At 49.3% G+C, this 25353-nt stretch carries 17 protein-coding genes; 8 read left to right on the top strand and 9 right to left on the bottom strand.

What is annotated here, in order from left to right; translation table 11 throughout:
* Positions 1 to 3 precede the first annotated feature (3 nt).
* Positions 4 to 1365, bottom strand: a complete 1362-nt coding sequence (locus ABWH99_RS23510; RefSeq protein WP_375584208.1) for a GntP family permease — start codon at positions 1363 to 1365, stop codon at positions 4 to 6.
* Between the two features lie 253 nt (positions 1366 to 1618).
* On the opposite strand from ABWH99_RS23510, the gene ABWH99_RS23505 reads away from it, so the two are divergent.
* The 6 genes from ABWH99_RS23505 to ABWH99_RS23480 all read left to right on the top strand — a co-directional run bounded on the left by ABWH99_RS23505 (position 1619) and on the right by ABWH99_RS23480 (position 12916).
* Positions 1619 to 2710, top strand: coding sequence for a lytic transglycosylase domain-containing protein (locus ABWH99_RS23505; RefSeq protein ID WP_375584207.1), 1092 nt, complete (start codon positions 1619 to 1621; stop codon positions 2708 to 2710).
* Positions 2711 to 2757: 47 nt separating this feature from the next.
* Positions 2758 to 4416 carry a hypothetical protein gene (locus ABWH99_RS23500; protein WP_375584206.1) on the top strand — a complete coding sequence of 553 codons (1659 nt, stop codon included), beginning with the start codon at positions 2758 to 2760 and terminating at the stop codon, positions 4414 to 4416.
* A 120-nt stretch (positions 4417 to 4536) separates the two neighbouring features.
* Positions 4537 to 7386 carry an excinuclease ABC subunit UvrA gene (gene uvrA, locus ABWH99_RS23495; RefSeq protein WP_375584205.1) on the top strand — a complete coding sequence of 950 codons (2850 nt, stop codon included), beginning with the start codon at positions 4537 to 4539 and terminating at the stop codon, positions 7384 to 7386.
* A gap of 150 nt (positions 7387 to 7536) precedes the next feature.
* Positions 7537 to 9075, top strand: a complete 1539-nt coding sequence (locus ABWH99_RS23490; protein ID WP_375584204.1) for a hypothetical protein — start codon at positions 7537 to 7539, stop codon at positions 9073 to 9075.
* A gap of 95 nt (positions 9076 to 9170) precedes the next feature.
* Positions 9171 to 12047 carry a TonB-dependent receptor domain-containing protein gene (locus tag ABWH99_RS23485; RefSeq protein ID WP_375584203.1) on the top strand — a complete coding sequence of 959 codons (2877 nt, stop codon included), beginning with the start codon at positions 9171 to 9173 and terminating at the stop codon, positions 12045 to 12047.
* A gap of 110 nt (positions 12048 to 12157) precedes the next feature.
* Positions 12158 to 12916, top strand: coding sequence for a hypothetical protein (locus tag ABWH99_RS23480; RefSeq protein WP_375584202.1), 759 nt, complete (start codon positions 12158 to 12160; stop codon positions 12914 to 12916).
* Between the two features lie 344 nt (positions 12917 to 13260).
* On the opposite strand, the gene ABWH99_RS23475 is transcribed toward ABWH99_RS23480, so the two are convergent.
* The 6 genes from ABWH99_RS23475 to ABWH99_RS23450 form a co-directional block, all read right to left on the bottom strand.
* A complete protein-coding gene (locus ABWH99_RS23475; protein WP_375584201.1) occupies positions 13261 to 14703 on the bottom strand; it encodes a peptidylprolyl isomerase in 1443 nt (480 codons plus the stop codon).
* Entirely contained in the window at positions 14681 to 15577 is an 897-nt protein-coding gene (locus tag ABWH99_RS23470; protein ID WP_375584200.1) for a peptidyl-prolyl cis-trans isomerase, read from the bottom strand. Before ABWH99_RS23470 ends, ABWH99_RS23475 begins: the two co-directional genes overlap by 23 nt.
* On the bottom strand, positions 15540 to 17543 hold the full coding sequence (locus tag ABWH99_RS23465) for a peptidylprolyl isomerase (RefSeq protein WP_375584199.1): 2004 nt from the start codon (positions 17541 to 17543) through the stop codon (positions 15540 to 15542). Before ABWH99_RS23465 ends, ABWH99_RS23470 begins: the two co-directional genes overlap by 38 nt.
* Before the next feature lie 89 nt (positions 17544 to 17632).
* A complete protein-coding gene (locus ABWH99_RS23460) occupies positions 17633 to 18049 on the bottom strand; it encodes an ATP-binding protein (RefSeq protein WP_375584198.1) in 417 nt (138 codons plus the stop codon).
* Complete coding sequence (locus tag ABWH99_RS23455; RefSeq protein WP_375584197.1) at positions 18039 to 18383, bottom strand: STAS domain-containing protein; 345 nt, start codon at positions 18381 to 18383, stop codon at positions 18039 to 18041. The genes ABWH99_RS23460 and ABWH99_RS23455 overlap by 11 nt, the downstream gene beginning before the upstream one ends.
* 31 nt (positions 18384 to 18414) lie before the next feature.
* Positions 18415 to 20487, bottom strand: coding sequence for a GAF domain-containing SpoIIE family protein phosphatase (locus tag ABWH99_RS23450; RefSeq protein WP_375584196.1), 2073 nt, complete (start codon positions 20485 to 20487; stop codon positions 18415 to 18417).
* Positions 20488 to 20655: 168 nt separating this feature from the next.
* Between ABWH99_RS23450 and ABWH99_RS23445 the strand changes: the two genes are divergently transcribed.
* On the top strand, positions 20656 to 22479 hold the full coding sequence (locus ABWH99_RS23445) for a glycoside hydrolase family 9 protein (RefSeq protein WP_375584195.1): 1824 nt from the start codon (positions 20656 to 20658) through the stop codon (positions 22477 to 22479).
* A gap of 20 nt (positions 22480 to 22499) precedes the next feature.
* On the opposite strand, the gene ABWH99_RS23440 is transcribed toward ABWH99_RS23445, so the two are convergent.
* Positions 22500 to 23246 (bottom strand): hypothetical protein, encoded by a 747-nt coding sequence (locus tag ABWH99_RS23440; protein WP_375584194.1) that lies wholly within the window; start codon positions 23244 to 23246, stop codon positions 22500 to 22502.
* 130 nt (positions 23247 to 23376) lie between these two features.
* Between ABWH99_RS23440 and ABWH99_RS23435 the strand changes: the two genes are divergently transcribed.
* On the top strand, positions 23377 to 24045 hold the full coding sequence (locus tag ABWH99_RS23435; RefSeq protein ID WP_375584193.1) for a YdcF family protein: 669 nt from the start codon (positions 23377 to 23379) through the stop codon (positions 24043 to 24045).
* 3 nt (positions 24046 to 24048) lie between these two features.
* Here ABWH99_RS23435 and ABWH99_RS23430 read toward each other — a convergent pair whose 3' ends face one another.
* The gene (locus ABWH99_RS23430; protein WP_375584192.1) at positions 24049 to 25350 is read right to left on the bottom strand and encodes a cryptochrome/photolyase family protein; all 1302 of its coding nucleotides are present in this window, start codon (positions 25348 to 25350) and stop codon (positions 24049 to 24051) included.
* Between the last annotated feature and the right edge of the window lie 3 nt (positions 25351 to 25353).

Here is a 25353-nt window from a genome sequence, read left to right as displayed (position 1 = left end):
TGATTAAATTAAAGGTACTATCCAAGACAGTAGCCACACCTGCAGCATCCCTGCCAGGGAAATCATGGCCAGCAAAAAGGTCCAGGTTTTAAGGGCTTCTTTTTCTGTCAGTCCGCTCATACGGGCTACCACCCAAAAGGCACTGTCGTTCATCCAAGATACGAAAAGGGAGCCAAACCCCATAGCCATGAGCAGATAAACCGGGTGGTAGGGCAATTCAGAGCCGTTGCCGATCAAGGCCGAGACAATGGCCGCACTGGAAATCATCGCCACCGTGCCCGATCCCTGGGCTGTTTTTAACACCGCGGCAATCAGCCAGGCCAGAGGGATGTAATGGAGCTGCAGTTTTTCCGAGCTCAGACGAATGGCTTCACCGATCCCCGTATGCCCAATCATGGCCCCATACGCCCCACCGGCGCTCGTAATCAAAATAATCAGGCCGCCAATTTCGAGCGGTTTACCGATTTTCTCCCAAAGTGCTCTTGAATTCAACTCCCGGGTGATGGCCCACAGGTACAGGGCGGTGCCTGTTCCCGCTGCCATGGCCAGGTTTTTATTTCCAAGGAAGCTCAGCCATTCCGGTACCGAGCCGGTCAGGGCCTGGACCAGCGAAGCGGCGCCGATCAGCGTGATGGGCAACAAAATCGGAAGCAGGGACAGTCCCAGGGACAATTCCCTACCGCCAGGCAGGACGGGCGCTGGCGCAATCCGCAGCGGAATGCGATAGGAGCGGTTCAGTTTTTTTCCCACGATTAGCACCACAAAGGCAGGGAGGACCCCCAGCAGCAGACCGGCACTGATAACCAAGCCCAGATCCAGGCCCATCGTTTCTGCCATGATCAATGGTCCGGGGGTAGGGGGTACGATGCTGTGGGTGATTGCTGCTCCTCCCCCGATAGCGGTGACATACAACACGTAATCTTTGCCGGTTTTTGCGGCAAGGGTGATTCCCAATGGTATCAATAGAAAAAATACCGTGTCCAGGAAGACCGGGATAGATAAAATGAACCCAGCCAGCATCAGGGCAAGCGCGGCCTGTTTTTCTCCAAGCCTTTTTAGGAGTTGGCTCACAATCTGGGAAGCGGCTCCACTTTCCATCATGGCTGTTCCGATGACCGCGGCGAGGGCAATGACCCAGGCAATTTTCCCTGCCATGGCGCCCAATTCGGTCATGGGTAGTTCGATGGCGGCAATCAATCCTTGATCCCGGACCAGATTCGGACTGATTAATCCCACAAAAACGGCCGCGATGACCAGGGCAATGAAGGGATGAAAGCGCCATCGGGAAATGAGCTGCGCTACCAGAAGGACGCTAAGCACTAGCACCAGAAACGACCAGTAGGGGGATGAAATCAAGGTGTCCATTCTTTAAATAAGGGAAAAAAAATGAAATAATCCGGCGTTTTTCTCAAAAGTCGAAATTTTTCTATTAATTAAAAAAAATTCCATCGATCCGCGCTTGCTTTCGTTGGAACCATTACTTTCCTTTACGGAGAAGAAAAAAAGGCGAGCCATTTTTTTCAAAACGTTAACAGACGGCGTAATTGAAAGAGGAAGAGACGAAAACTCCCGCTTTTCAGAGGAGGGTAAGCGAGACAGCACATCGGTCAACTAAAAAATGGGGACCGCATCCCTTGGATGGCTGGGACCTGAGGCGGCCCATCGCTCCTGGCCTGAGAAAGCAGCGGGCGGTCGGATTCCTTCGGCGAACGCCTGGGCAGCACGAATTCTTTTTACCGCAACCGATTGGCACCTTCAAATTACCAGACCAGTGAACACCAAACACATTTCGTATTTGTACCTGCTTCTGCTAGTGCAGTTTGTATTGATTGGCTATTTGTGGTTTAGAGGAAGGGATAGCGGAGCCACTTCCAACCCAACCGATACTACGGCCCGCGTTCAGGAGGCACATTCGGCCGGGTTGCAACGAGTTCGGATTTTTGAACTGCCCGAATCTCCCGAATTTGCCGGTGAAAGCGTACCCATGGAGGATCCGGAAGTTTACGAACGCTACGAGCGGGAGATCTATGTCAACGCCTATTGGGAATCCAATACCTTACTAATGATGAAGAGGGCGGGGAAATTTTTCCCTTTCATCGAGCAGACGCTTAAAGAAAACGGTATCCCGGACGATTTCAAGTTTGTAGCATTGATCGAATCGGGCCTGATGAACGTAACTTCGCCTGCCGGAGCTAAAGGTTTCTGGCAATTCATGAAAGGCACAGCCGGGGATTTCGGACTGGAAGTCAGCCGGGATGTGGACGAACGGTACCATTTTGAAAAATCCACGCTAGCCGCCTGTAAATACCTGCGTGCCTCCTACGGGAAGTTTGGGAACTGGACCAGTGTAGCAGCGAGCTATAATATGGGGATTGCCGGCATCACGCGCCGAAAGAACCAGCAATTGAGTCCGGATTACTACGATTTGTACCTGAACGAAGAGACGAGCCGCTACCTTTTTCGGGCATTGGCGTTGAAAGAGATCTTCGAAAACCCTGGCAAGTACGGATTTGAACTTCAGCGTGACGATCTTTACGAGATACCACCCTTACGGGAGATTGAGGTGACGGAGAGCATTTCCAACCTGGCCGAGTGGGCGAAAGAACACAAAAGTACCTACAAGGAAGTGAAGACCTACAACCCCTGGCTGATCAGTCGGCAATTGAATGTGCGGAGGGGCAGGAGCTATGTAATTAAACTCCCGGTTTAAGAATTGGATCCATTTTTATCAGTATCTTGAGCAACAAATAATTTCTCATGAAAAAGACGCTGATACCGATCCTTGTACTGGTGAGCAGTATGATCGCCCTCCTTATTGCCTTACCTTTTTTTATCAATCAGTACCTGAATCGGCATGCGGAGCGCATCGTCTCCAACATGATTACCCGGACCAACGATTTTGCCGGACACGAGGTGGCTTTTGGAGACATTCATTTGGATTATGATTACCGAGGAACCTACCTGAAAATGGATTCCGTGGACATCCGTCCCGGTCAGGACCTGGATGCGGAGAACAAAATCAGGTTTCATCTGCGCTTTGACGAGGCCAGTTTTACAGGTTTTCGCTGGATAGATTTTTTGTTTTACAACAGCATCCAACTGGACTCTGCGTATATCGAAAATGCTGTTTTGGAGACGCGGACCCCGGACCTGGAGGAAATGCAAGCCAGTCAGAAGCCCTCGGCCACCGGAAAAGGAAAGGACTACCGGGTTATCGGGCTAAACCACCTTCGTGTAAATAAAGTCTCCTTTGAGAACCGCGATGGAAAAACGGATTCGGTACGCCTGTCCCTAACCGATTTGTTTGTTTTTGCCGATGGTTTTCGCTTTAGCAAAGAGGACAAGGAAAATCCCGATGCGCTTTTTTTGGTAGAGAGCATCGAAGGATACATGGCCGGTGCGCAGGTACACATCAATGATTACCTGAATGTCGTCGAAGCCCGCGATCTGTCCTTCAATACCCGGGATCAGCGACTAATTGTCGAGGAAATCTCGTTTCGAAATAAGCTAAGGAAATACGCCTATGTCAACCGTTTTGAAAAGGAAACCAATTGGATGGAGCTTACCAACGCCCGCATGCAACTGGATGGAATGGATTTTCACGCCTATTTCCGAGAGGGAAGGATTGCTGCCGATACCCTGCTCCTGGAGGGGCCGGAGCTAGACATCTTTCGGGACAAGCGAAAAGTGGAGGACACCAGCAAACGACCCAAAATGATCCATGAAATCCTGGAAGAACTCCCGCGAGAGCTACATTTGCCAACCATTGCGTTTTCAGACATTCGGATTACCTACGAAGAACGGCCAGAAACCAACGCCACCACTTCCGGAAAAATCTTTTTTGATCGGGTGGAAGGAGAAATCAGCGGGTTTAGTTCGATGGGCGCCACGTCTGCCCAAACCGACACACTTCGGGTAAGCGCAAGGGGCAGGCTAATGGGACAGGGCCAGATAGACCTGCGCGCGGATCACCTGATCAACGACGGTAAGGGTACTTTTTTCTTGAAGGGAAGCATAGGTACAATGAATCTGCCGGTGCTCAATGACATGATCATGCCGGCCACACGCATTGCCTTGAAAAGCGGTAGGTTAAATGACCTCGCTTTTGATATCCGGGCAAACGATCTGGAGGGAACCGGACAGGTTATCGCCAAATACGAGGATTTGGAAATTGAGATTTTGGATAAGAATTACAAACGAAATCAAAATATTTTTCGTAGAATTGGCGCTTTTCTTGCGAATAAGCTGGTCATTCCCACGCAAAATCCCAAAAAATCAGGCGAGCTCAGCAAGGGAGAGGTGTATTTTGAGCGGGAAAAGCACAAGTTTATATTTCACTACTGGTGGAATCTGGTACTAAGCGGGCTTAAATCCACCGTTACGGGACAAACGGAACAGGAAATGCGGGAAAAGTAAGTCGCCCGGGCGGGCGAAACCTTCCGGTGATTTTTTGGGTTAATCAGAGTAAATGAAGGCCTTTCTCATTCGATTCCTTAATTTTGTACATTCATTCAAATTATCGCGCAAGTCGTTCGTATGTCAGCAGAAAAAACACCGTCGCAGGATTACATTGAGATTTTTGGCGCCCGGGAACACAACCTGAAAAATCTGGACCTGACCATTCCAAGAAACAAATTAGTGGTGATTACCGGGTTGAGTGGAAGTGGAAAAAGCTCCCTGGCGTTCGATACCATCTATGCGGAAGGACAGCGCCGGTACATGGAAAGTTTTTCGGCCTACGCACGCTCCTTCCTGGGTGGGATGGAGCGCCCCGATGTGGATAAAATCAACGGCTTATCTCCTGTCATATCGATTGAACAAAAAACCACCTCGAAAAATCCCCGCTCTACTGTTGGCACCGTTACCGAGATTTACGATTTTATGCGTTTGTTGTACGCCAGATCAGCGGAAGCTTTTTCCTACCTGTCAGGTGATAAAATGGTGCGGCAAACCGAGGATCAAATCATCGAACAGATCTTTCAGTCATTTTCAGAAAAGCGGCTGTCCATACTGGCACCGGTGGTGAAAGGTAGAAAAGGGCATTACCGGGAATTGTTTGAGCAGATTCGTAAAATGGGCTATTCCCGCGTACGTATCGACGGGGAGGTTCAAGAGCTGCAGCCAAAGATGCAGGTCGACCGGTACAAGATCCACGATATAGAAATTGTGGTGGACCGGGTAGTGGCGGCAGAGAGCGACCGGTACCGCATCACCCAATCGCTGAAAACGGCATTGCAACACGGGAAAGGGATCGTCATGCTGCTGGACGAGTCAAATAAAATTCACCATTTCTCCAAGTACCTGATGGACCCGCAAACCGGCCTCAGCTACGATGAACCGGCACCCAACTCCTTTTCTTTTAACAGTCCCTATGGAGCCTGTCCCACTTGCAACGGTCTGGGCACAATCGAGGAAATCACCCGGGACAACGTCATCCCCGATCCCTCATTGAGTATCAGCCGGGGCGGTATTGCCCCGCTTGGGGAATACCGGGATATTTGGATCTTCAAAAAAATCGAGGCCATTCTTAAGCGGTACAAGGGAAGTCTCGCCACACCCATTGCCAAACTGGAGGACAAGGTGGTGGAGATCCTGCTTTATGGAGATAAGCAGGAAGTTGCGGTGGATTCCGTAAAATACCCGGGCACCAAGTGGACCACTACCTTTGAAGGCATTCTCAACTTTTTGCAGAAGCAGCAGGAAGGTGGTACCGACAAGATGCAGAAATGGATCAGTGATTTCACCAGTTCCCGTACCTGCCCCGATTGCGAGGGCTACCGGCTGAAGAAAGAGGCACTGCATTTTAAAATCGCCGGCAAGCACATTGGTGAATTGGCCCAGATGGACATCCGGACGCTTGGCGATTGGTTTGCTACCATTGAGGACCGGATGACCGAGCGACAGAAGGTGATCGGGGCGGAAGTTTTGAAAGAAATCCGAAAGCGTATTGGCTTTCTACTGGATATAGGGCTGGATTACCTGTCCTTAAACCGGCCCTTACGCACCCTTTCTGGTGGAGAGGCCCAGCGGATCCGCCTTGCCACGCAGATTGGTACGCAGTTGGTAGGCGTACTTTACATTCTGGACGAACCCAGCATAGGCTTGCACCAACGAGACAATGTGAAACTAACCCGCGCCTTGAAGGATTTGCGGGATTTGGGAAATTCGGTAATCGTGGTAGAGCATGACCGTGACATGATGTTGGAAGCCGATTATGTGCTGGACATTGGTCCCGGTGCCGGTCGGCACGGTGGGCATATCGTGGCCAGTGGCAGCCCGGAACAACTTCTTCGGGCAGACAGCCTGACTGCCAGGTATCTGAATGGAGAACTGCGTATAGCGGTGCCCGACAAACGTCGGAGCGGATCCGGAAAGAAGTTGACGCTCACCGGAGCCAGCGGGAATAATTTGAAGGAAGTCAAGCTGGAGATCCCCCTGGGTACCATGGTTTGTGTGACAGGCGTTTCCGGATCCGGAAAAAGTTCGCTGATCCACGAAACGCTGTATCCTTTACTGAATCGGCAATTTTACAACTCCCGAAAGGAGCCACTTCCCTACAAGCAAATCAAAGGGCTGGAACATTTGGACAAAGTGATCGAGGTGGACCAGTCACCGATCGGCAGGACCCCCCGCTCCAACCCGGCTACCTATACCGGTGTTTTCACCGATATCCGGGCCCTCTTCACGGAATTGCCGGAGGCAAAAATCAGGGGCTACAAACCGGGTCGGTTTTCGTTTAATGTCAAAGGCGGTCGCTGTGAAGATTGCGAGGGCGGAGGCATGAAGCTGATCGAAATGGATTTTCTTCCCGACGTGCACATTCCCTGTGAAACCTGTAAGGGCAAACGGTACAACCGGGAAACGCTTGAGGTTCGCTTCAAGGGTAAATCCATTGCCGATGTCCTGGACATGACCGTGGAACAAGCGGTAGCCTTTTTTCAGAACCAGCCGAGGATTCTACGCAAGATCAAAACCCTGCACGAGGTGGGACTGGACTACATTACGCTGGGGCAACATGCCACCACCCTGTCTGGAGGAGAGGCACAGCGGGTGAAATTGGCCACCGAACTATCCAAAAAAGATACGGGAAAGACCTTTTACATTCTCGATGAGCCGACCACAGGCTTGCATTTTCAAGACATCGGACATTTGCTCGAAGTACTTCAAAAATTGGTAGACAAGGGTAATACGGTCCTGGTCATCGAACACAACATGGACGTGATCAAAGTAGCGGACCACATCGTGGACTTGGGTCCGGAAGGGGGACAGAAAGGAGGAGAAATTCTGTTCAGCGGTACACCCGAAAAGATGTGCACCATCAGAGGAAGCTATACCGCTCGGTTTTTAAAAGAAGAATTGTCTCGAAAAGTGGATTTAGAGGTATGACGAGCACTTTTTAGAATTAATATTAATTTAAAATTAAATTTCGAAATTTAATTTTAAAATTTCATAATTCCATTTTTTTATCGGCTACGATTTATTCAGTCAAATTTGCAGGAGTAAACAACCTGACTTACTAAATCAAACGCCTAAATTATGAAATCTATTCGTAAAGGGATGATCTCACTTCTACTCGCAGCCGGCTTGTTAGTGTCTTGCGGAGAAGAAGAGACCCCCAACAATTTCGTTACTATTTCTGGAATTCCTGCCACGGCAGTGATTCAAGCCGGTGAAACGGTAGGCCCCGTGACGGCTTCCGTAAGTGCACCGGACGGCCTGGCTTCTCTTCTCATTCGCAGGGACGGCAGTACCATCGAGACCGCTAACTTCAACGGCGAAACATCGGCCAGCCACCAGTTTTCCTACACCTCTACGGAAGCCGATGCCAACAGCAATATCGTATTTGAATTCGTGGCTACGGATAGCAACGGGGACAGCCAAACGGTCACCCACGTACTGACCGTGGGTGAGGTGCCTACCGTGATCCGAGTGCCGGATAACATCACCGCGGACCAGATCTGGGAAACGGGAAAAACCTATGTGCTGGGTGGGCGAATTACCGTTACCAGTGGAACCGAGCTGACCATTCAGCCCGGAGTAATAGTAAAAGGTGAAGCCGGATCGGGTGCCAATGCTACGGCCCTGGTTATTGCTCGGGGAGCAACCATCAACGCAGTTGGAACACCTACGCAGCCAATCATTTTTACTTCCGTTGCCGATGAAATCGAGCCGGGAATGGTTGCCAGTCCAAACCTGGATCCCAATATTAATGGCCTTTGGGGTGGCTTGTTGATTTTAGGGAATGCCCCCGCATCACTCGCCGGTAATGTTGGCGAAGTACAGATTGAAGGGATACCGCCATCCGATACCAACGGACGATACGGAGGCAACGACATGGATGACAATTCCGGTATGCTCAAGTGGGTTTCCATTCGGCATGGCGGTTCAAATATTGGTGAGGGCAATGAAATCAACGGTTTGACGCTGGGTGGTGTGGGATCCCTCACTGAAATCGAAAACATCGAAGTAGTTGGTAACGAGGACGACGGGATCGAATGGTTCGGCGGTTCGGTAAATGTAAAAAACGCAATTATCTGGAGTGGTGGAGACGATGCGTTGGATACCGATCAGGCCTGGTCCGGAACCTTGGACAATTTTATTGTGGTTTGCGGTCCCAATACCGATCACGCATTGGAGATTGATGGTCCGGAAGGTTCATTAACTGGTGCGCATACCTTCAGGAATGGAACGATCGTCGGTAGTGATGCTGCTGAAATGGGCGATTTCCGAGACGGTGCCCGAGGGACTTTCGAAAATATTTACTTCAGGGGCTTCCCTGATCCTGCGAATGAAGATACGGAAGGAAGGGGCGATTTGTCGCTAAGTGGCGAGGTGGATTCCGATGGAAATCCAATAGGGAATAAATCATTGGAAAATTTTACTAATGGAATCTTAGTATTTTCAAACCTGGAAGCCACCTTACCTGAAGGCGTGGCGCTTGAAACAGTATTCCGCAGTGGAACTCATGTGCATGCCACCGAAGTGGCTCATGGAGCAAACACGGTAGGGGCGGACAAGACCGCATTCGAGGGTTGGTCCTGGGCAGCTGCTTCCGGCGCATTGGATGACTTATAATACCTCCACTTTGTGATTTTTTTGAAAGGGATGGATCTACCATCCCTTTCCCTACTTTTTTAGCTAAACTCGCTGTATTCAAAACATATAAATCAATGAAAATAGTACGAACAAGCTGGTTTTTTCTGGGACTGGCACTCATGTCAACCCTGGCCCTGGCGCAAAACGGCACGGTGCGGGGAACCATTTACGACGAAGGAACCGGTGAACCTTTATTTGGTGTGGCGGTTGCCGTGGTTGGAACACAAATTGGCGCCGTTACGGATTTTGATGGCGATTTTGAACTTCAGTTGAGCCCGGGGACCTATACCCTGCAGGCTTCGTTCATATCGTACAATACCCTTAGCATGGAAGGAATTGTTGTCAGGGCCGACGCCGTGACCGTCTTGGATAACCTGAAATTGACCGAATACACCTCCGACCTGGAGACCGTGACCATTTCTGCGGAAGCCATTCGCACCACCGAGGCAGCCTTGATGACCGTGAAACGCAACGCGCCCCAGCTCGTGGATGGAATTTCCTCCGCTGCCTTTCGTCAGATAGGTGATGGAGACGCTGCCTCCGCGATCAAGCGCGTGACCGGTGTATCCATCGAAGGAGGAAAGTACGTGTACATCCGCGGATTGGGAGACCGCTATACCAAGACGGTACTAAATGGCGTAGATATTCCCGGATTGGATCCGGACCGAAACACCATTCAGATGGACATCTTTCCGACCACTATCATTGATAACATCATTGTGTCCAAGTCCTTCACCAGTAACCTTCCGGCAGATTTTACCGGGGGAGTGGTGGATATTGAGACCAAGGATTTTCCGGAAGAAAAGACCATTCGGGTATCCTTAACTGGCGGGTACAATCCCTCGATGCATTTTAACCGGGATTTCCTACGGGCGGGCACGAGCGGTACCGATTTTCTGGGGTTCGACAACGGATACCGGGACATCCCGACCAAGGGACTCACCGATATCCCACAATTCGCTGAGGTGGTCGGCAATCCTTCTGGAGAGAGAGGACAACTGTACCAGCGCATCCTACGGGATTTTAACCCTGAATTTGGCGGAAGAAGGGATCCAAATGCCATGAATATGGGGCTGGGCTTTTCGATTGGCAATCAGCTGTCGGTTGCTGGCAATACCCTGGGCTATAATCTGGCGCTTACCTACAAAAACAGCTCGGAGTTCTTTCAAGATGCCGAGTACAACCTGTTTGGCAAGCCCAGGGAGTCCAGCGAGACAGAGCTAGAGGCGCTGGAGCGGTCAAGAGGTAGTTTCGGGGTCAACAACGTGCTGCTGGGCGGACTCTTCGGACTGGCTTACAAGACCGATTTTTCCAAGTACAAACTGAATTTGATTCGCTTGCAAAACGGGGAATCCAAGGTGGGGGTTTTTGATTTTGAAAATTCAAACCTGGGGGCCCTATTCGAGGCAGATCAATACAACATTGAATACAGCGAGCGATCGCTGACGAACCTGATGCTTTCCGGGGCGCACTTTTTGAAAAACGGCGCCTGGGAGGTCAATTGGAAGGTTTCACCCACTCTGTCTACCATTGACGATCCGGACGTTCGGATACTGCGTTTTCGACGCCCCAATCAGACCATCTCTTCGGAAGTAGGGCTGCCCCAACGTATTTGGCGCTCGTTGGACGAACAAAATCTGGTCGGAAAGCTGGATTTGACCAATAACCACCAACTATTCGGAAAAACTGCAAAATTCAAGTTTGGGTCTTCCTATGTCTACAAGGAACGTGATTTTTTAATCGAAGATTTTCAGTTTTCCACCGGTACCAGCACTTTTAGCGGAGATCCCAACGAAGTCCTGAGGGAGGAAAATCTATTTTCTGAATCCAATCGAAATGGTGTTCGTTACAGCCCCCTGTTTATTCCCAATAACCCCAATAGTTTTCAGGCAAATATGCGTAACCTCGGTGTATATATGCACAGCGAATTTACGGTAGTCGATCAGCTAAGGGCCATAGTCGGACTTCGTGCCGAAAAATACGAGCAGTTTTACACGGGATCCAATCAGACCCAAACGATCGTGTTTGATAACGAGCGGGTGCTGGATGACATGGATTTATTTCCGACCATCAACCTGATCAACGGGATCAGGGAAAACCAAAATATCCGTTTTTCTTTTTCCCGTACCATCGCCAGACCTTCGTTCAAGGAAATGTCCTTTGCGGAAATTCTGGATCCCATTACGGGACGGACCTTCGTTGGAGGCCTGTTTGAAGAAACCACCAATGGAGGTGCCGAAGTACTCTGGGACGGGCAATTGCAAGCCACCCGAATCAATAATTTTGATTTGCGATGGGAAAAATTCCTTCCGGCAGGACAGCTGCTTTCCCTAAGTGCTTTTTATAAAACCTTTAACAAGCCCATTGAGATGGTACAATTTTTGTCGGACCCCGGAGCCTTTCAGCCGAGAAACGTAGGAAACGGTACCGTGGCCGGTGTGGAGCTGGAACTGAGAAAATCCCTTTCGTTTCTTGCTCCCAAACTGGAAAACCTGTTTTTCACCTTTAACGGCACCCTTACCGAATCCTCTATTCAGATGTCTGCCTCTGAGTTACGATCCCGACAGCTGACCGCACGGGAAGGAGAGGAGATCGGTACAAGGCGTGATATGGCGGGGCAGGCACCCTATATCATCAATTCGGGCATTGCGTACAACGATTTTGTTTCCGGTCTGGAAGCAGGGGTATTTTACAACGTGCAGGGTTCTACCTTGAATTACATCGGGTTTGGAAACCGCACCGATACCTATACCGTACCATTCCATGCCGTCAATCTGAGCATCAACAAGACCCTGGGCCAGCAGGAACGAATAAGGGCCGGTTTAGTGGTTCAAAACCTATTGAACCAAACCCGACAGGAAGTGTTCCGCTCTTACCAGGCAGAAGATCAGATTTTCACCCGTCTGAATCCGGGGACCTTGATTAATTTTAGTTTTTCCTATTCGCTCTGATAGGGAAGTCTTCCGACAAAAAGATATCCTTTCCAAACAGAAAGGATATTTTTTTTGTTTCTATGTTAAGATAATGTTAACTTTTGGTAACATTGATTTAATCTGGAAGCATGCGTGGGATCTTTATTTGGGTTGGGTTGTTTTGTATCCCCTGGCTGGTAGCCACAGGGAAAGGAGAGTGCGCTACGCCTGGGAGTACCGAACCACCTGCGAAGAGGCAATCACTCGTTCAGGCCTGGTTAGCCGAAAGCGATCCCTTTGCTACGCTGTATGTGAAATTAGAGAAGGACTTTGAGCGCTTCGGTCAATCGGAGCGAATGGTGCGGTCGATCTTTTACCGGTCGCATCAGCACCTGTTTCATACGTACAGGCAATACACCCTCGACTGGGACGTATTGACCGAGGGTGCTTACGATTGTGTCAGCGGTTCCCTTATTTTGGCAGGCCTGCTTGACCATTTTTCCTTTAGTTACGAAATCATCGAAACTTCTTACCACGTGTTTTTGCAGGTAGCAATAGGCGATAAGCAACTTTTGTTGGAAGTAACCGACCCTCGCAGCGGATACATGGGCGATTCGGTCCGACGGAAAGCCTACCTGAATGATTATCTTGGGGAAAACGGATCGAAGAGCTTATGGCGAGAAATAAATGGTGAGGGTCCCTCCGCAGGCCCGGATATTTACCAGAAAATCAGCTTACACAACTTACTCGGTTTGCAGTATTTTAATCAGGCGATTCGGTATTTTAACGAGGGAAATCCCCTGGCGGCCTATCAATTTGCTGAGACGGCCCTGAAGTACCACCGTTCGGGCCGGATTAGGGAGTTTAGCCATTTTTTAAAGCAGAAGCTACTGCTCGCTTCCAAATAGGCGATAGGGTTTGCCGTTTGCGGGCCTGATCAATTTAAAGCCGGGTCCCCTGGATTGGGTCCCCCGGTAGAAAAGTGCATGCCGTGTGCGAACGTGCACGGCTGCTTTGTTACAGGTTTCTTATTTTTCCGCCGTTTTTTACCCGCATTTTGGCTTGCGCATGCGCAAGCAATCGCAGCTCCGGCTGGGTTGCCCGGGTGCTTGTCGGGAAAGGAAAGCAGGCAAGTCTCGTGCAGCGAGTAGGGAAGGTGCCTTTTGGCAGTCTTTTTTTCGCCTCGCGGGAACGGCGGCCCGTCGCCGCAGGCCCTTTTGGCATTCGGATCGGATTTCGAGTACTCAGCGCACTAGTCTTTCAATACTTCACAGCGATCGTATTGCGGGTCGATGTCAATAAAAACCTCTTCTTTGGCCAGAACAAACCAATTGGAAAGGATTTCTTCTTCTTTTTTTCTTTTGGCGGCCGCTTTTAATTTTTCGTAATCGTCTGAAAGGTTGGCCCGGTGTGCTGGGAATCGCTCCTTGTAATACAGTAGCCGTACTCCCGGCTCGGATCTCCTGGTACGTGGATCTACGTCGTCGTAACGAATAGGTTGGGTAATGGTACCGACCTCCATGCTATCCAATGTAAAATACAGTACCGGATCCTCCAGGGTTCGCAGTGTCAGGCGGTTGGATCCATTGCCAGGATCCGTAAAAAAACCGCCGTTATCCGACGTTTCCCTATCGTCCGAATTTTCCTTAGCCGCTTTTGCAAAGGATATTTTTTCATCTACGATTTGCTGACGAAGGCTGTCCAGAAAGCGTTCTGCCTGTTGAATATCGCTTTCGGAAGGTGTGGGAATACGCAAGATGTGGCGGGTGTTAAAGGTATTTCCCCTTCTTTCCAGCAATTGTATCATGTGAAATCCAAACATGGTTTCCACGGGATCACTGATTTCTCCGGGTTTTAACGCATAGGCCGTTGCCTCGTATTCTGGTGCAAGTTCCCCACGCTTGAAGAAACCCAGATCCCCCCCTTGTGCGGCAGACATGGGGTCTTCGGAATATTGGCCGGCCATGCTGGCAAAATCGGCATCTCCATCCAATATTCGTTTTTTTATCGATAGAAGCTGCTCGACCACTTTTTCCTTTTCCGATTGGCTAACTTCCGGTTTTTTTACGATCTGTCCTACCGAGACTTCCGCGGAGAAAAAAGGGAGGGAATCGCTTGGGATGGATCCGAAAAAGGTACGAACATCGTTCGGAGAAACCTCCAGACCCTCGGTAATGACGCCCCGCATTTTGCCTACCACCAGTTGCTCCTTGACGGCATCTTGAATTTCACTTTTCAGTTGGTCTCCGGTTTTCCCATAAGCTTCGATTAACGTCTCTTCATCTCCGCCAAATTGCTGCAGTACCATGTTGAATCGTTGGTCGGTTTGGATGATCACTTCCGCCTCAGATACTACGACCGAGTCAATTTCTGATTTGGCCATCATTAGTTTGTTGATCAACAGCGACTCAAAAACCTGACATCGGGAGGGGGCTTCCATACCTTGTTGGTATTGGGAAACGGCTTCCAGATAGGCTTTCTGTAGGTCAGACTCCAAGATGATGTAATTGTCCACTTTGGCAATGATTTTATCCAAAACCTGTCCGCTGGGCTTCTCTTTTTCTTCTGTGGGTGCTTCGTTGCTCGCAAGGGTATTCTCGGCATCCTGTGCCCAGCTGAATTGGTTGAAAACGAGTCCGGCTAGCACCAATACGGGCAATTTTTTGGACCAGTTATTCATAAATGGTAAATTCATTATTTTCAAGTGCATGGTTGTAAATATCTCTTTTTAATTTTTCGGCTAACTCCACCCTTCGTTTGTTAACGATTATCTTTGATATTTCGTCTTTGACAAATTCAAGGGGGGGTACCTGGTCTTGCAGGCGGTACTCCAGTATTTTAAAATAATAGGAGTAGGTTTCGTCCTCCACATGGATCAATTGCTCGTTTTGAAGCAATTGTACTTGATTGCTGTTTTGAGTAAGGGGAGTATTGATAATAATGTCATCAAAGCCAATCCAGGTTGAATCCTCCATGAAGTAATTGTTTGCATAACGAATAGCAAAGTCTTTTAGTTCTTCTTTCTGGTCTTCCTGTTCGCTGTTGAGCAGGCGCTCCAGTTGTCTTTTTTGCGGCAGGGATTTTTCAAGTTTAATGAAGTTCGTCCGGACGATGATTTCCTTTAAGGCGAAGTTTTGTTTGTTTGCCTCGTAGTAGGTTTCGATTTCCTCCGGGCGCACCACCCGGTCCAGACCAGCTTCCACTACGTTTTTTTCGTATTCGTAAGCAATCAGCGCATACCGGTAATCCAGTAATTTTCGATTGATCTCTGCTTCATTAAAGGAGAGATTCTTTCGTGCCTCTCGGATGATCAGTTGTTTTTTAACCCAGCTTTGCACGTATCGGTTTACCAATTCGGCCGAATCAAGATCCGAGGCCATTTCCTTGCTGATATGGTCGATGTCTTCCAGGTACAAATTGGCGGTACCCACACTGGCCACTACGGGGTTTTCCGGATCTTCTTCCTCGGTTTTGATACGGAAAAAGTCACAGGAAGAAAACAGAAGCAGGCTGATAAGTGCCAGCACTAGTTTACTGCGCCAGTGACTGGTATAATTCCTCTTTTTCATCCTCATTGATTTGGATGGTATACGTTTCTTTTAGCGAAGCGAGAAGTTTTTTTTCCAGAAATTGCTGGTAATCCTGAATAAGCCTTCCCCTTGTTTCATCGAATGTTTTTGGTTGGGCAGGGATTTTTTCACCGGTGACCAGCAGTACCGTTCGCCCGTTCTCTGTAATCGCATGGAACGATTGCTTTGGGGAAAGGTTCCGTAGAACCGATTTTCTGGAGGGTTCAAACAGGCCTTGCTCGTGACTGAACTTCAGCGGATCTTCCAGAAGAAACCGGTTCTTTACTTCTTCTTCCAAGCCGTCCCGATACGTTTGCATGGAAAGCCAGCTTTTAACTGCCGACAAATCCGTACCGGCATCGGCTGTCAAAATTAGTGCCGGGATGCGTTCTTCCCAGAGATAGTTTTCCTGGTTTTGCCGAAAATATTCACGTTGTCCCGTGCTATCCTTCAGCGCTTTTTCCCATACTTCTTCATTCATCAATTCAAACAGCAGCATTCCATTCCGGTATTCCTCAAGAAGATGCCGGTAGTCGGCATTGGTGGCATACACCTGAGCTTCTTCCCAGGTAGCCAGTTGGTTTTCCAGAAAGGCGCGGTACCAGTTGTCAAAAGAACCCGTATCCACACTTGCTTCTGTGGAGAAATGCGATTCCAAAAAGCGGGAATACGTTTGCGTGGTCGCCTGCTTTCCGTCCGATTCAAGCAGCCATGCCTGCTTCCATGGTGCCGCGTTCAGAGAGCGGACTAACTCCCGCAGGGTTTTTCCCTGATGTTCGCTAAATGCGTCGGAAATTTTCTGCAACAAGGCTTCGTTTTCACGCACACGCAGAAGGGACTTTTGCCGGGCGATTACCTGGCTTGAAATCATATTGGAATGGCTGTTCCGTAAAATTCTGGACTTTATCGTGGGCATCATTTCCTCGAAAGGAGGCACTCCCCGGCGACCCTCCAGGCGCAAGAGGTGGTACCCGTAGGTTGTTTTTACAGGTGGAGAAAAGTCTCCCTTTTCCTCCAGCCCAAAGGCGGCCTGCTCAAACTCCGGTACCAGCGAGCCTACACCAAACCACGGCACCAAACCCTTATTGGATTTACTGCCTGCGTCCTCGGAGTAGGTACGAATTAGTTCGGGCCATACTTCCGGATTTTCCTGGACTTTTTGATAAAGTTCCGCGATTTTTCGTCGACTAAGGGATTCGCTATCCGGATGATCGCCTGCATTTCGGATCAACAGGTGGGAGACTTGCACCTGACCGGGATTGGGTCTGCGCGCATCCAGACGGATAATGTGGCAGCCAAAATCGGAAAGGACGGGTTCCGAAATCTCTCCAACGGAAAGCGAAAAGGCAGCTTCTTCAAAAGGAAGAACCATCTGAAGTGCCGTAAAATACCCTAAATTTCCTTCATTACTCTTTACAGAGGGATCCTCAGAGTGCTGCAGGGCCAGACGGGCAAAGTCTGCCCCACTTTCTGCTTCTGCCTTGATCTTTTCGGCCATCCGAATGACCGCAATCGAATCTTCTGCGCTCGCGTTAGGGGGAAATTGAAGAAGAATGTGGCTGGCTTTTACAATTTCATGCATGCGGTCGTACACTTTTCGGATTTCCCCTTCCTGCAGGTCGTTTGCCACCAAATAGGGTTTGACCAGCTCTTCCTTAAAGGAACGAAACTCGGTTTGAAACTCGGAGAGGGTATCCAGTCCGAGATTCAGCGCGTGCGCAACTTTTAATTTGTAATCAATGAACAGGTCTAAATTTTCCTCAAATTCCACCCGATTGATAGGGGCATCCTGCCCTTGCCGGCTTTTTTTTAAAACGTACAGGAATTCTTCCCGATCCGAGTCCCTTCCATCAATCTTTACCAGGTAGTCGGATGACTGCTGATTTGCACGGTAGGTGTCAGGAAGCTGGACCGCATTGACAGAAAACATTCCCCAAAAAAGGAAGCATGCATGCGTTACATTCATAGAATAACCGGTACTTTCCAGGCTGCAATGTTACGAATTTTACCCCAAAACTTCGGTGGAATTCAGGGATAAGTGAGGGGATTTAACATTTATTTGGATTTCAGCTTTTTGATTAGCCGACAGGTATTGAAGGATGGGTCCGTTTCAAACTCGATTTTATCCATGATTTTTCGGACAAGCAGCAATCCCAACCCTCCTTTTCGTTTTTCTTTCACCACGGCATTGATTTCGGGAGATTTGTATTCGATAATGTTGAACGCTTTTCCCGAATCCTTGATTTCAAAAATAATCCGGTCGCTATGGACGTGAATGGTAAGCAGGATGTAATTTTTGGGATTGCACTGGTGAGAATGGATAATGAGGTTCGCACAGACCTCTTCTACTGCCAAAATCAATTGATTCTCGCTGATGGCATTGAGTTGGGCCGGCACCAGGACTTCTGAGATAAATGCCCGAAGCTCAGCGAGGCGACTCTTTTCGCAGTATAGCTTTAATTCATGCCTCATAAAGTGCTTGTTCGGCTTCCTTCTGTGTGTGCCTGATTCGGATGAGTTGGTCCAGACCTAAAATATGGAAGACATTCAGTACCTTCTCGTTCAATCCAAAAATAACGAAGGTCACGTTCTTTTCTTGAAAATCCTCCAGGTAGGACATGAACACCCCCAGTCCCGCAGAGGAGATGTAGTCCAATTCTCTGCCATCGACCAGAATTTTTTTAACGTTTTCGGAAATGGCTTGCTGGATTACTTCGTCCAGTTCTACCGAATTACTGGCATCCACTTCCCCGTTCAATCCGATGACCAAATGGTCTCGATCCGCCGCCTTGTTGATTGATAACATACCTCGTTATACGCGTTACAATGGATTAAGTTTATGCATGAAACTTGATAGCCAACAACGAATAATCGTCGTCGGGCAGGGTTTCTTTCCCCACAAAGGAGTAGACCGCAGCAATGATTTCGGTGCGGATTTCGCGGGCCGACAATGCATGACAGCGGTCCAATAGCTGGCGCAGGTTGTCGTAACCGAACTCCTGCCCTTTTTCGTTTTTGGCTTCTACGATCCCATCGGTATAGAGTACCATGACGTCTCCGGGACGATAGGATAGTTTTCCTTCTTCTATGTATTGTTCAAAACTCAGGTTCCGAACGATTCCCAATCCCATTCCCTTGATTGCTAGAAAGTGGGATTTTCCGGTTTCTTTTGAATAAAACAACGTGGGACAATGTCCCGCACGTGCAAAGTGAATTTCTTTTTCCCGGGTGTTGACCGTGTAATACGTAGTGGTGATGAAATTGTTTTTTTCCAGGCAGCGGCTCAATGCACTATTCGCTTTGGTAAGGAAGTCTTTGGGTCCCAGGTTGAGCTGTACCAGGCTGTGAAATACTCCTTTCATTTGGGACATATTGAAAGCAGCAGAAGTTCCTTTTCCAGACACATCGCCGATAATCAGGGCGAAATTATCCGGGTCAAAGCGATACGTTTCGTAATAGTCGCCTCCGACTTCATCTGCAGCCGCAGAAAAGCCGTCAATCTCAAAACAGGCATTGTGGTGCAATTCCGATGGCAGCAGGCTTTGTTGCACACGCTGGGCAATTTTCAGTTCTTCGCGGTACCGTTCGTTTTTAATGGCTTCGTTGAGCAGACGGTAATTTTCGATGGAAATGGACGTTTGCCCCACAAAGGTGGAGATGATATTAATCATTTCCTTGTTGAAACCGTCTTTCACTTCTTTCAGTAAAAAGAGGTCCCCTAGCACGTTCTTATTGGCCCGGATGGGAATAATCAGCACCGATTGATAGACTTCGTGCGGAATCCTCCCGTGTATGTACTCGATTTTGGTGTTCGTTTGCCCCTTCAGATAGCCGGAAAATGGCTCTGTTTTTCTCAGCAGGTCCATGAGCTCCTGCCGCTCGCCGTTGCTGATGAATTTCTGGTGCAGCACCCGCGCTGGCAGCCCTTCCACTTGCTGCGCGTGCATTTCCAGCCAGGCGGCATCCACATAGGCTGCGCTCATGCTGCTGTCCATCAGGATGTCCAGTACCTGTTCTTCGTTTTCGCCGGGCTGTATGGATTGGCTTAGCCGTTGAAAGCTGATGGCCTCCGTTAGTTTTTGCTCAAATACGGAGGAGGTGGGAAGATTAAACAGCGTTACGAGAAAGCTGAAAACCGCATATATCAGGACGAAGGCAAATATCCCTAATAAAAATAGATTTTCGCTAAGATTGATAAAATGGATGTTCTTCTGATTGTAGGAAACCATCTGCACCAAAAGGTAGGCGGTACAGGTGATGATGACGAATAGAAAAAGCAGGGACTTCCATTTTTCACGAAATGTCAGGTAGGGAATCCACTTTAAGTTTACGGAAAGAATGACCCCATAGATGATGAGGAAAATCAAACCAAACATAAAGCCATAGTTAAAACTCTCCTGATTGATCAATACGAAAAACATGCTGATCAGCAGAATCACTTCGTACGCCTGCCACTGCTGCACCACCGCTTTGCTCTTCTGGTACAGGATGAGGTGTTTCCAGAGCAGCGCAGTGGAGATCAGAAAAACCGAGGTCAGCGCAAAGTTCACGTGGTAGAAAAAGTTTCGCAGCAAGGGGTCTTCGGACAGGCGACTACCGGCAAGAAGGTAGTAGAAGTAGACGATCAGAAACGAAACAGCCGTCGCAATCAATCCGGTAGAGGCAGCCCGCCAAATCAGGTTCAGGAAATTGCTGTGCTCCTTTTTATTGATGGTATCGTTGAAATAAATGTATAGGAGGATAAAAAAAATGATTTCCAGAATCCAGGTGATTTCCTGGGAAATATCCCCCTCCATTTGGTTGATTTCACCAAAAAGCCGAACCAGGTCTACAAATAGCAAGGCCAGCCATGACAGGATGGCCAGCATGATATAGATTTTTCCCCGTTGTATGTTGGGTAGTTTTACCATAGAAAATCATACAATAATAAAAATAGAATATCAAAATTCATTGATCCCTTCAAAAAAGTATCGGGGAAGTAAGATTTAAACGTACCCCGGGGTGAGCCATATTTTTTTTTTGAGTGCCTTGACCGGCCTTTCGCGTGAGATTCGGGAGAGAATTTCTAAATTCGAATCATGAAAAATCAATTTGTGAAAAAGCTGCCTGGAATATCGTTTTATTGGCTAATCGTTCTGCTTCTCGCATGGGGGAGGCCATGCAATGCACAAAAGTCCGTGCATATACGAGTAAACCAACTCGGATACCTTGCATCCGATGTAAAGGAGGCCCTGGTGTTCAGCCCGGGACCCCTGCGGGAAAAGCTGCAACTACGACGTGCGCAGGACTCCAGTTTGGTCCTGGAAGAAAGGCCCTTGCGCATTAAAGCGGATACCTGGGGTACTTTTGATTACTATTACAGCTTTGATTTTTCTTCCGTGAAGCAACCCGGAAGCTATTTCCTGCAAACCAAAAGCACCGGTGTCAAAACTCCTGCATTCCTTATCGGACCGCAAGCCTATGCCGGACAGCAGGAAACGTTGCTGGAGTTCATGCGCCAGCAGCGCTGCGGCTACAACCCGACCTTGGACATGGTATGTCACGAGAAGGACGGTCGGAGTTTTTACGGCCCCATGCCAGACAGCACCTATGTGGATCTGAGCGGGGGATGGCACGATGCCGGGGATCAGCTCAAGTACCTGATTACCGGAAGTTACGCTACGGCACACCTGCTGATGGCCTTCGAACTGTATCCGGACCGGTTTGCTGACGCCTACAATGCGCTAGGCCAACCCGGTGGCAACGGCATTCCCGATGTATTGGATGAGGCCAAATGGGGACTGGATTGGATCCATAAAATGCATCCTGCTCCCGATGTCTTGTTTCATCAGGTAGCAGACGACCGGGACCACCGGGGGTTTAAAATCCCGAACCAGGATAATTCGGACTACGGCTGGGGAGCCAATAGCTATCGTGCGGCCTATGCGGCTACCGGAACATCCCAGGGGTTGGGCAAGTACAAAAGTAAAGCGACAGGATTGGCCAACCTGGCGGGACGAAGTGCGGCCGCCATGGCCCTCGCCGCGCGAATCTGGGAGGAGCACCTGCAAGACAGTATTTATGCCGCGAAATGCAGAAAGGCGGCCCTTTCCCTCTATGCGCTTGGTAGAAAAAAGGAAGGTTACCAGCAGGGAAATTCGTTCGGTGCACCCTACCGATACAACGAGGAGACCTGGGCGGACGACATGGAGTGGGCGGCAGCCGAACTCTATGCCATGACCAAAGTTCCCGACTACCTGAACCAGGCCAGGGAATACGCTTTGAAGAGCAGCAACCGGGATGCCTGGACGGTTCGGGATACGGCCGCCCATTACCAGTTGTATCCGTTTATCAATATGGGGCATTATGCGCTACACAGGCACGTGGATAAAGAATTTAAAGCGACGTTGGAAGGCTATTACCGGGAGGGAATTGTTTACACACTGAACCGGGCCATGCAAAATCCGTTTCACATCGGGGTGCCGTTCATCTGGTGTTCGAATAATCTGTTGAGCAGCCTGATTGCGCAGATAATCCTTTACGAAAAGATGAGTGGAGACGACCAATTCAGGCCCTTTCTGGCGGCCCAACGGGACTGGCTGTTTGGAAGAAACCCCTGGGGTACCTCCATGTTTACAGGAATGCCTGCCTCCGGTGAATACCCCGAGGACGTGCACACCAGCGTGTACGTGATGCTGGGGCTACAAGTCCCCGGAGGCCTGGTGGATGGACCGATTTACCGAAGTATCCACGACAGTCTCCTGGGGCTTACCCTAACTAATCCGGATGAATTTGCAGCTCTCCAAAACCGGCACATAGTTTATCAGGACGATGTGGGTGACTATAGCACCAACGAACCCACCATGGACGGTACCGCCGGTGCCGTTTTGATGATGGCACATTTTGGGCTGCCGGTCAAATGAGTCGGCAAGGAGGCAGCGACTTACCGAATCGCTTTTCGCATAAAGCGTAGCTGCACGTCGATTTCCTCCCAGGAAAAAGGTAGCCTGGGTTGCGAGTGGGCCAGAGCATCCCGTAGCTTGCCAATATTCCGAACCATGGCATCGTACTGTTCCCGGCTGGCCCCGGGCATTAATTTTTTGTAGCGCTTGTCTTTTGAAAAAATACTGCCCAGATCCGCCAGTTGCAGGCACTGAATCAGGTCGATTTCTTCATTTCGACTTTTCTTGAGTTGATACAAGGCTTCGGCGGAAGCCAGTCGTTCGGCGGATAGACTCTGTTGCCATCCCGGCACCTCGGATTTTACCCGATCCCTAAGAAAGGTTTCCCACACGCTGATATAGCCAATGACTACCAGCCGCATAGGGATTTTATCCAAATCGCTTCGGGTAACGATATGGGAAATTTTTCCCGCTGTTTCGATAAAAAAACGCCTACGGTCCAGCAGCCTTTCAAATGCACGGATAAGGGGGGTATGCTCGTGCAGTAGGTCTTCTGCGCCTATAGGACTGGGGGAGGAGTCGCCGCTGTCAAATTTTCGAAGTCCCCCGGGCATTTGAACCAGGACCGTTTGAAAATTTCGCCTGGCCATTTCTTCCCGGAAGCTAGTTGCGGGAAAGGGATGAGTTTTTTCAGCAATGCAGAGCACCGGTACGTACCGGTCAAAGAGATCAAACAAGGGCAGATGATTTGCGGGGGATACCTCTTTTTTGGGCGCTTCGTTTGGCATGTTTGGGATAATTTCTTTCCTGACGGTTGAATTTAACCATTCCCGCCGGTATATTGAGCATCGATCGTTTTCGCGCAGGGAAGATGCTACGAAAACTGGAAAGCAGGGTACGAAAATTTTCTCAAAAAGTATGATTACAGGAAAGCAACCCCCGGTTACGGAAGAAGTCAGGGAATTGGCGAGGAGCTTATGGAATTACCACCGACTTGGTCACTCCGTACAGAAAAGCGATGCAATTCTGGTGCTCGGTAGCCACGACCCACGTGTAGCCGAACGGGGTGCAGCACTTTGGTTGGATCGCAAGGCACCCTTGCTGATTTTTTCCGGAGGACTCGGTAATTTTACGGCCGGGGTCTGGGAAGAACCGGAAGCAGTCCTATTCGGACGGATTGCCCGAAGGATGGGCGTGCCCGAAGATGCCATGCTGCTTGAGAGTCGGTCTACCAATTCGGGGGAAAATATCCGGTTCACCCGGGACTTGCTGAGAGACAAAGGGTTGGATCCGGAATCATTTACCATTGTCCAGAAACCGTACATGGAGCGAAGGGCTTATGCGACCTTTAAAAAAAATTGGCCCGAGAAGGCTGTGCAGGTGACCAGTCCGCAAATCTCCTTTGAGCAGTATCCCACGGAATCCATTTCCATGGAAGTAATCATCCAATCCATGGTGGGCGACTTGCAACGCATCCGTGAGTATCCGAAAAAGGGATTTCAGATACATCAGGACATTCCGAAGCCCGTGTGGGTAGCTTTTGAGCGTTTGGTGGCCTTGGGCTTCGACCAGCACCTGATCCGCTGAGGCTTATTTATCCAATGCTTCTTTAAACACGGCAAGTGCGCGCTCTCTGGCCATCTTGTGGTCCACAATGGGTTTGGGATAACGATCGGTTCCGTATTCCGGCACCCAATGTTTCACGTATCGGAGGTCCTTATCGAACTTTTCCAGTTGGGAAGCAGGGTTGAATATCCGGAAATAGGGTTGCGCATCGGTACCGGTACCTGCCGCCCATTGCCAGCCGCCGTTGTTGGAGGATAACTCGTAGTCGAGTAATTTCTTTGCAAAATAGGCTTCTCCCCAGCGCCAATCAATGAGCAAGTGCTTGGTCAAAAAACTGGCCGTGACCATGCGTACCCGGTTATGCATGTAGCCGGTGGCATTTAGCTCCCTCATGCCTGCATCCACCAGTGGATAACCCGTTTTCCCCTCGCACCAGCTGGAAAAATCTTTCTCGTTGTTTCTCCAACGGATGCGGTCGTAGGCCGGTTTAAAGGCCTGGTCCACCACCTGTGGGTTGTGGTAAAGGATCATCATGTAAAACTCCCGCCAAATCAGTTCTGTAAGGAAGGTATCGTTCAATGAGGCTGCTTCCTGCGCTAGCTTACGGATGCTAATGGTACCGAACCGCAGGTGGATGCCCAGCCGGCTGGTACCTGACTTCGCCGGAAAATTGCGGGTTTGGTCGTAGTTTCGGATCAGCTTGTGGTCTACTTCAGGTCGGGGTAAGCTGATTTCCGAAGCTTCAAAGCCAATATCGCTTAATTTGGGTAGGGGTAATGGTTTGGTTTCGAAAAGCGATTTTTTTCTTCCATCGAGCTTTACAGAGGTAATTTTTGCTTCTTCGAATTTTTGCAACCAGCGTTTGCTGTAAGGAGTAAAGACCTTGTAAAAATCACCTTTGTCCGTGGTGATTTCATCCTTTTCAAAAATGACCTGGTCTTTGAAATCGTAGAAGTCAATGCCTTCCTTCTGTAAATAGTCTGCTACTTCTGCGTCCCTCTTTTTGGCGTAGGGTTCGTAATCCCGGTTGGTATACACGTTCTGAATGCGGTATTCCTTCGTCAATGAGCGAAAAACATCCAGCGGCTTGCCATGCCGGACCAGCAGGGAACTGTGATAGGCGGCCAGTTCCTCCCGCAATCGGGAAACCTGTTGGTGGATGAAGGTTACCCGCGCATCCCGCCTGTCGTCCAGCCGGTCCAGGATCTCCGTATCGAATATAAATAGGGGCAACACTTGTTTTTCTTGTTGGTGGGCATAGTACAGCCCCATGTTATCGTCCAGTCTCAGGTCTCTTCGAAACCAAAAAAGCGTGATTTTTTCCATAAA

It is taken from the genome of Cyclobacterium xiamenense (assembly GCF_042140265.1).
In the GTDB taxonomy this organism is placed as follows: Bacteria; Bacteroidota; Bacteroidia; order Cytophagales; family Cyclobacteriaceae; genus Cyclobacterium; species Cyclobacterium xiamenense_A.
The sequence above is the reverse complement of the archived record's forward strand: the minus strand, read 5'-3'. Positions and strand labels throughout refer to the sequence as shown.

Bases quoted from the DNA above. Each gene is read 5' to 3' on its own strand.
- ABWH99_RS23505 (WP_375584207.1), top strand. From the start codon at position 1,619: ATGGGGACCGCATCCCTTGGATGGCTGGGACCTGAGGCGGCCCATCGC.
- ABWH99_RS23430 (WP_375584192.1), bottom strand. From the start codon at position 25,350: ATGGAAAAAATCACGCTTTTTTGGTTTCGAAGAGACCTGAGACTGGAC.
- uvrA (WP_375584205.1), top strand. From the start codon at position 4,537: ATGTCAGCAGAAAAAACACCGTCGCAGGATTACATTGAGATTTTTGGC.
- ABWH99_RS23500 (WP_375584206.1), top strand. From the start codon at position 2,758: ATGAAAAAGACGCTGATACCGATCCTTGTACTGGTGAGCAGTATGATC.
- ABWH99_RS23470 (WP_375584200.1), bottom strand. From the start codon at position 15,577: ATGAAAAAGAGGAATTATACCAGTCACTGGCGCAGTAAACTAGTGCTG.
- ABWH99_RS23460 (WP_375584198.1), bottom strand. From the start codon at position 18,049: ATGAGGCATGAATTAAAGCTATACTGCGAAAAGAGTCGCCTCGCTGAG.
- ABWH99_RS23490 (WP_375584204.1), top strand. From the start codon at position 7,537: ATGAAATCTATTCGTAAAGGGATGATCTCACTTCTACTCGCAGCCGGC.
- ABWH99_RS23450 (WP_375584196.1), bottom strand. From the start codon at position 20,487: ATGGTAAAACTACCCAACATACAACGGGGAAAAATCTATATCATGCTG.
- ABWH99_RS23475 (WP_375584201.1), bottom strand. From the start codon at position 14,703: ATGAATTTACCATTTATGAATAACTGGTCCAAAAAATTGCCCGTATTG.
- ABWH99_RS23480 (WP_375584202.1), top strand. From the start codon at position 12,158: ATGCGTGGGATCTTTATTTGGGTTGGGTTGTTTTGTATCCCCTGGCTG.
- ABWH99_RS23465 (WP_375584199.1), bottom strand. From the start codon at position 17,543: ATGAATGTAACGCATGCATGCTTCCTTTTTTGGGGAATGTTTTCTGTC.
- ABWH99_RS23510 (WP_375584208.1), bottom strand. From the start codon at position 1,365: ATGGACACCTTGATTTCATCCCCCTACTGGTCGTTTCTGGTGCTAGTG.
- ABWH99_RS23445 (WP_375584195.1), top strand. From the start codon at position 20,656: ATGAAAAATCAATTTGTGAAAAAGCTGCCTGGAATATCGTTTTATTGG.
- ABWH99_RS23455 (WP_375584197.1), bottom strand. From the start codon at position 18,383: ATGTTATCAATCAACAAGGCGGCGGATCGAGACCATTTGGTCATCGGA.
- ABWH99_RS23440 (WP_375584194.1), bottom strand. From the start codon at position 23,246: ATGCCAAACGAAGCGCCCAAAAAAGAGGTATCCCCCGCAAATCATCTG.
- ABWH99_RS23435 (WP_375584193.1), top strand. From the start codon at position 23,377: ATGATTACAGGAAAGCAACCCCCGGTTACGGAAGAAGTCAGGGAATTG.
- ABWH99_RS23485 (WP_375584203.1), top strand. From the start codon at position 9,171: ATGAAAATAGTACGAACAAGCTGGTTTTTTCTGGGACTGGCACTCATG.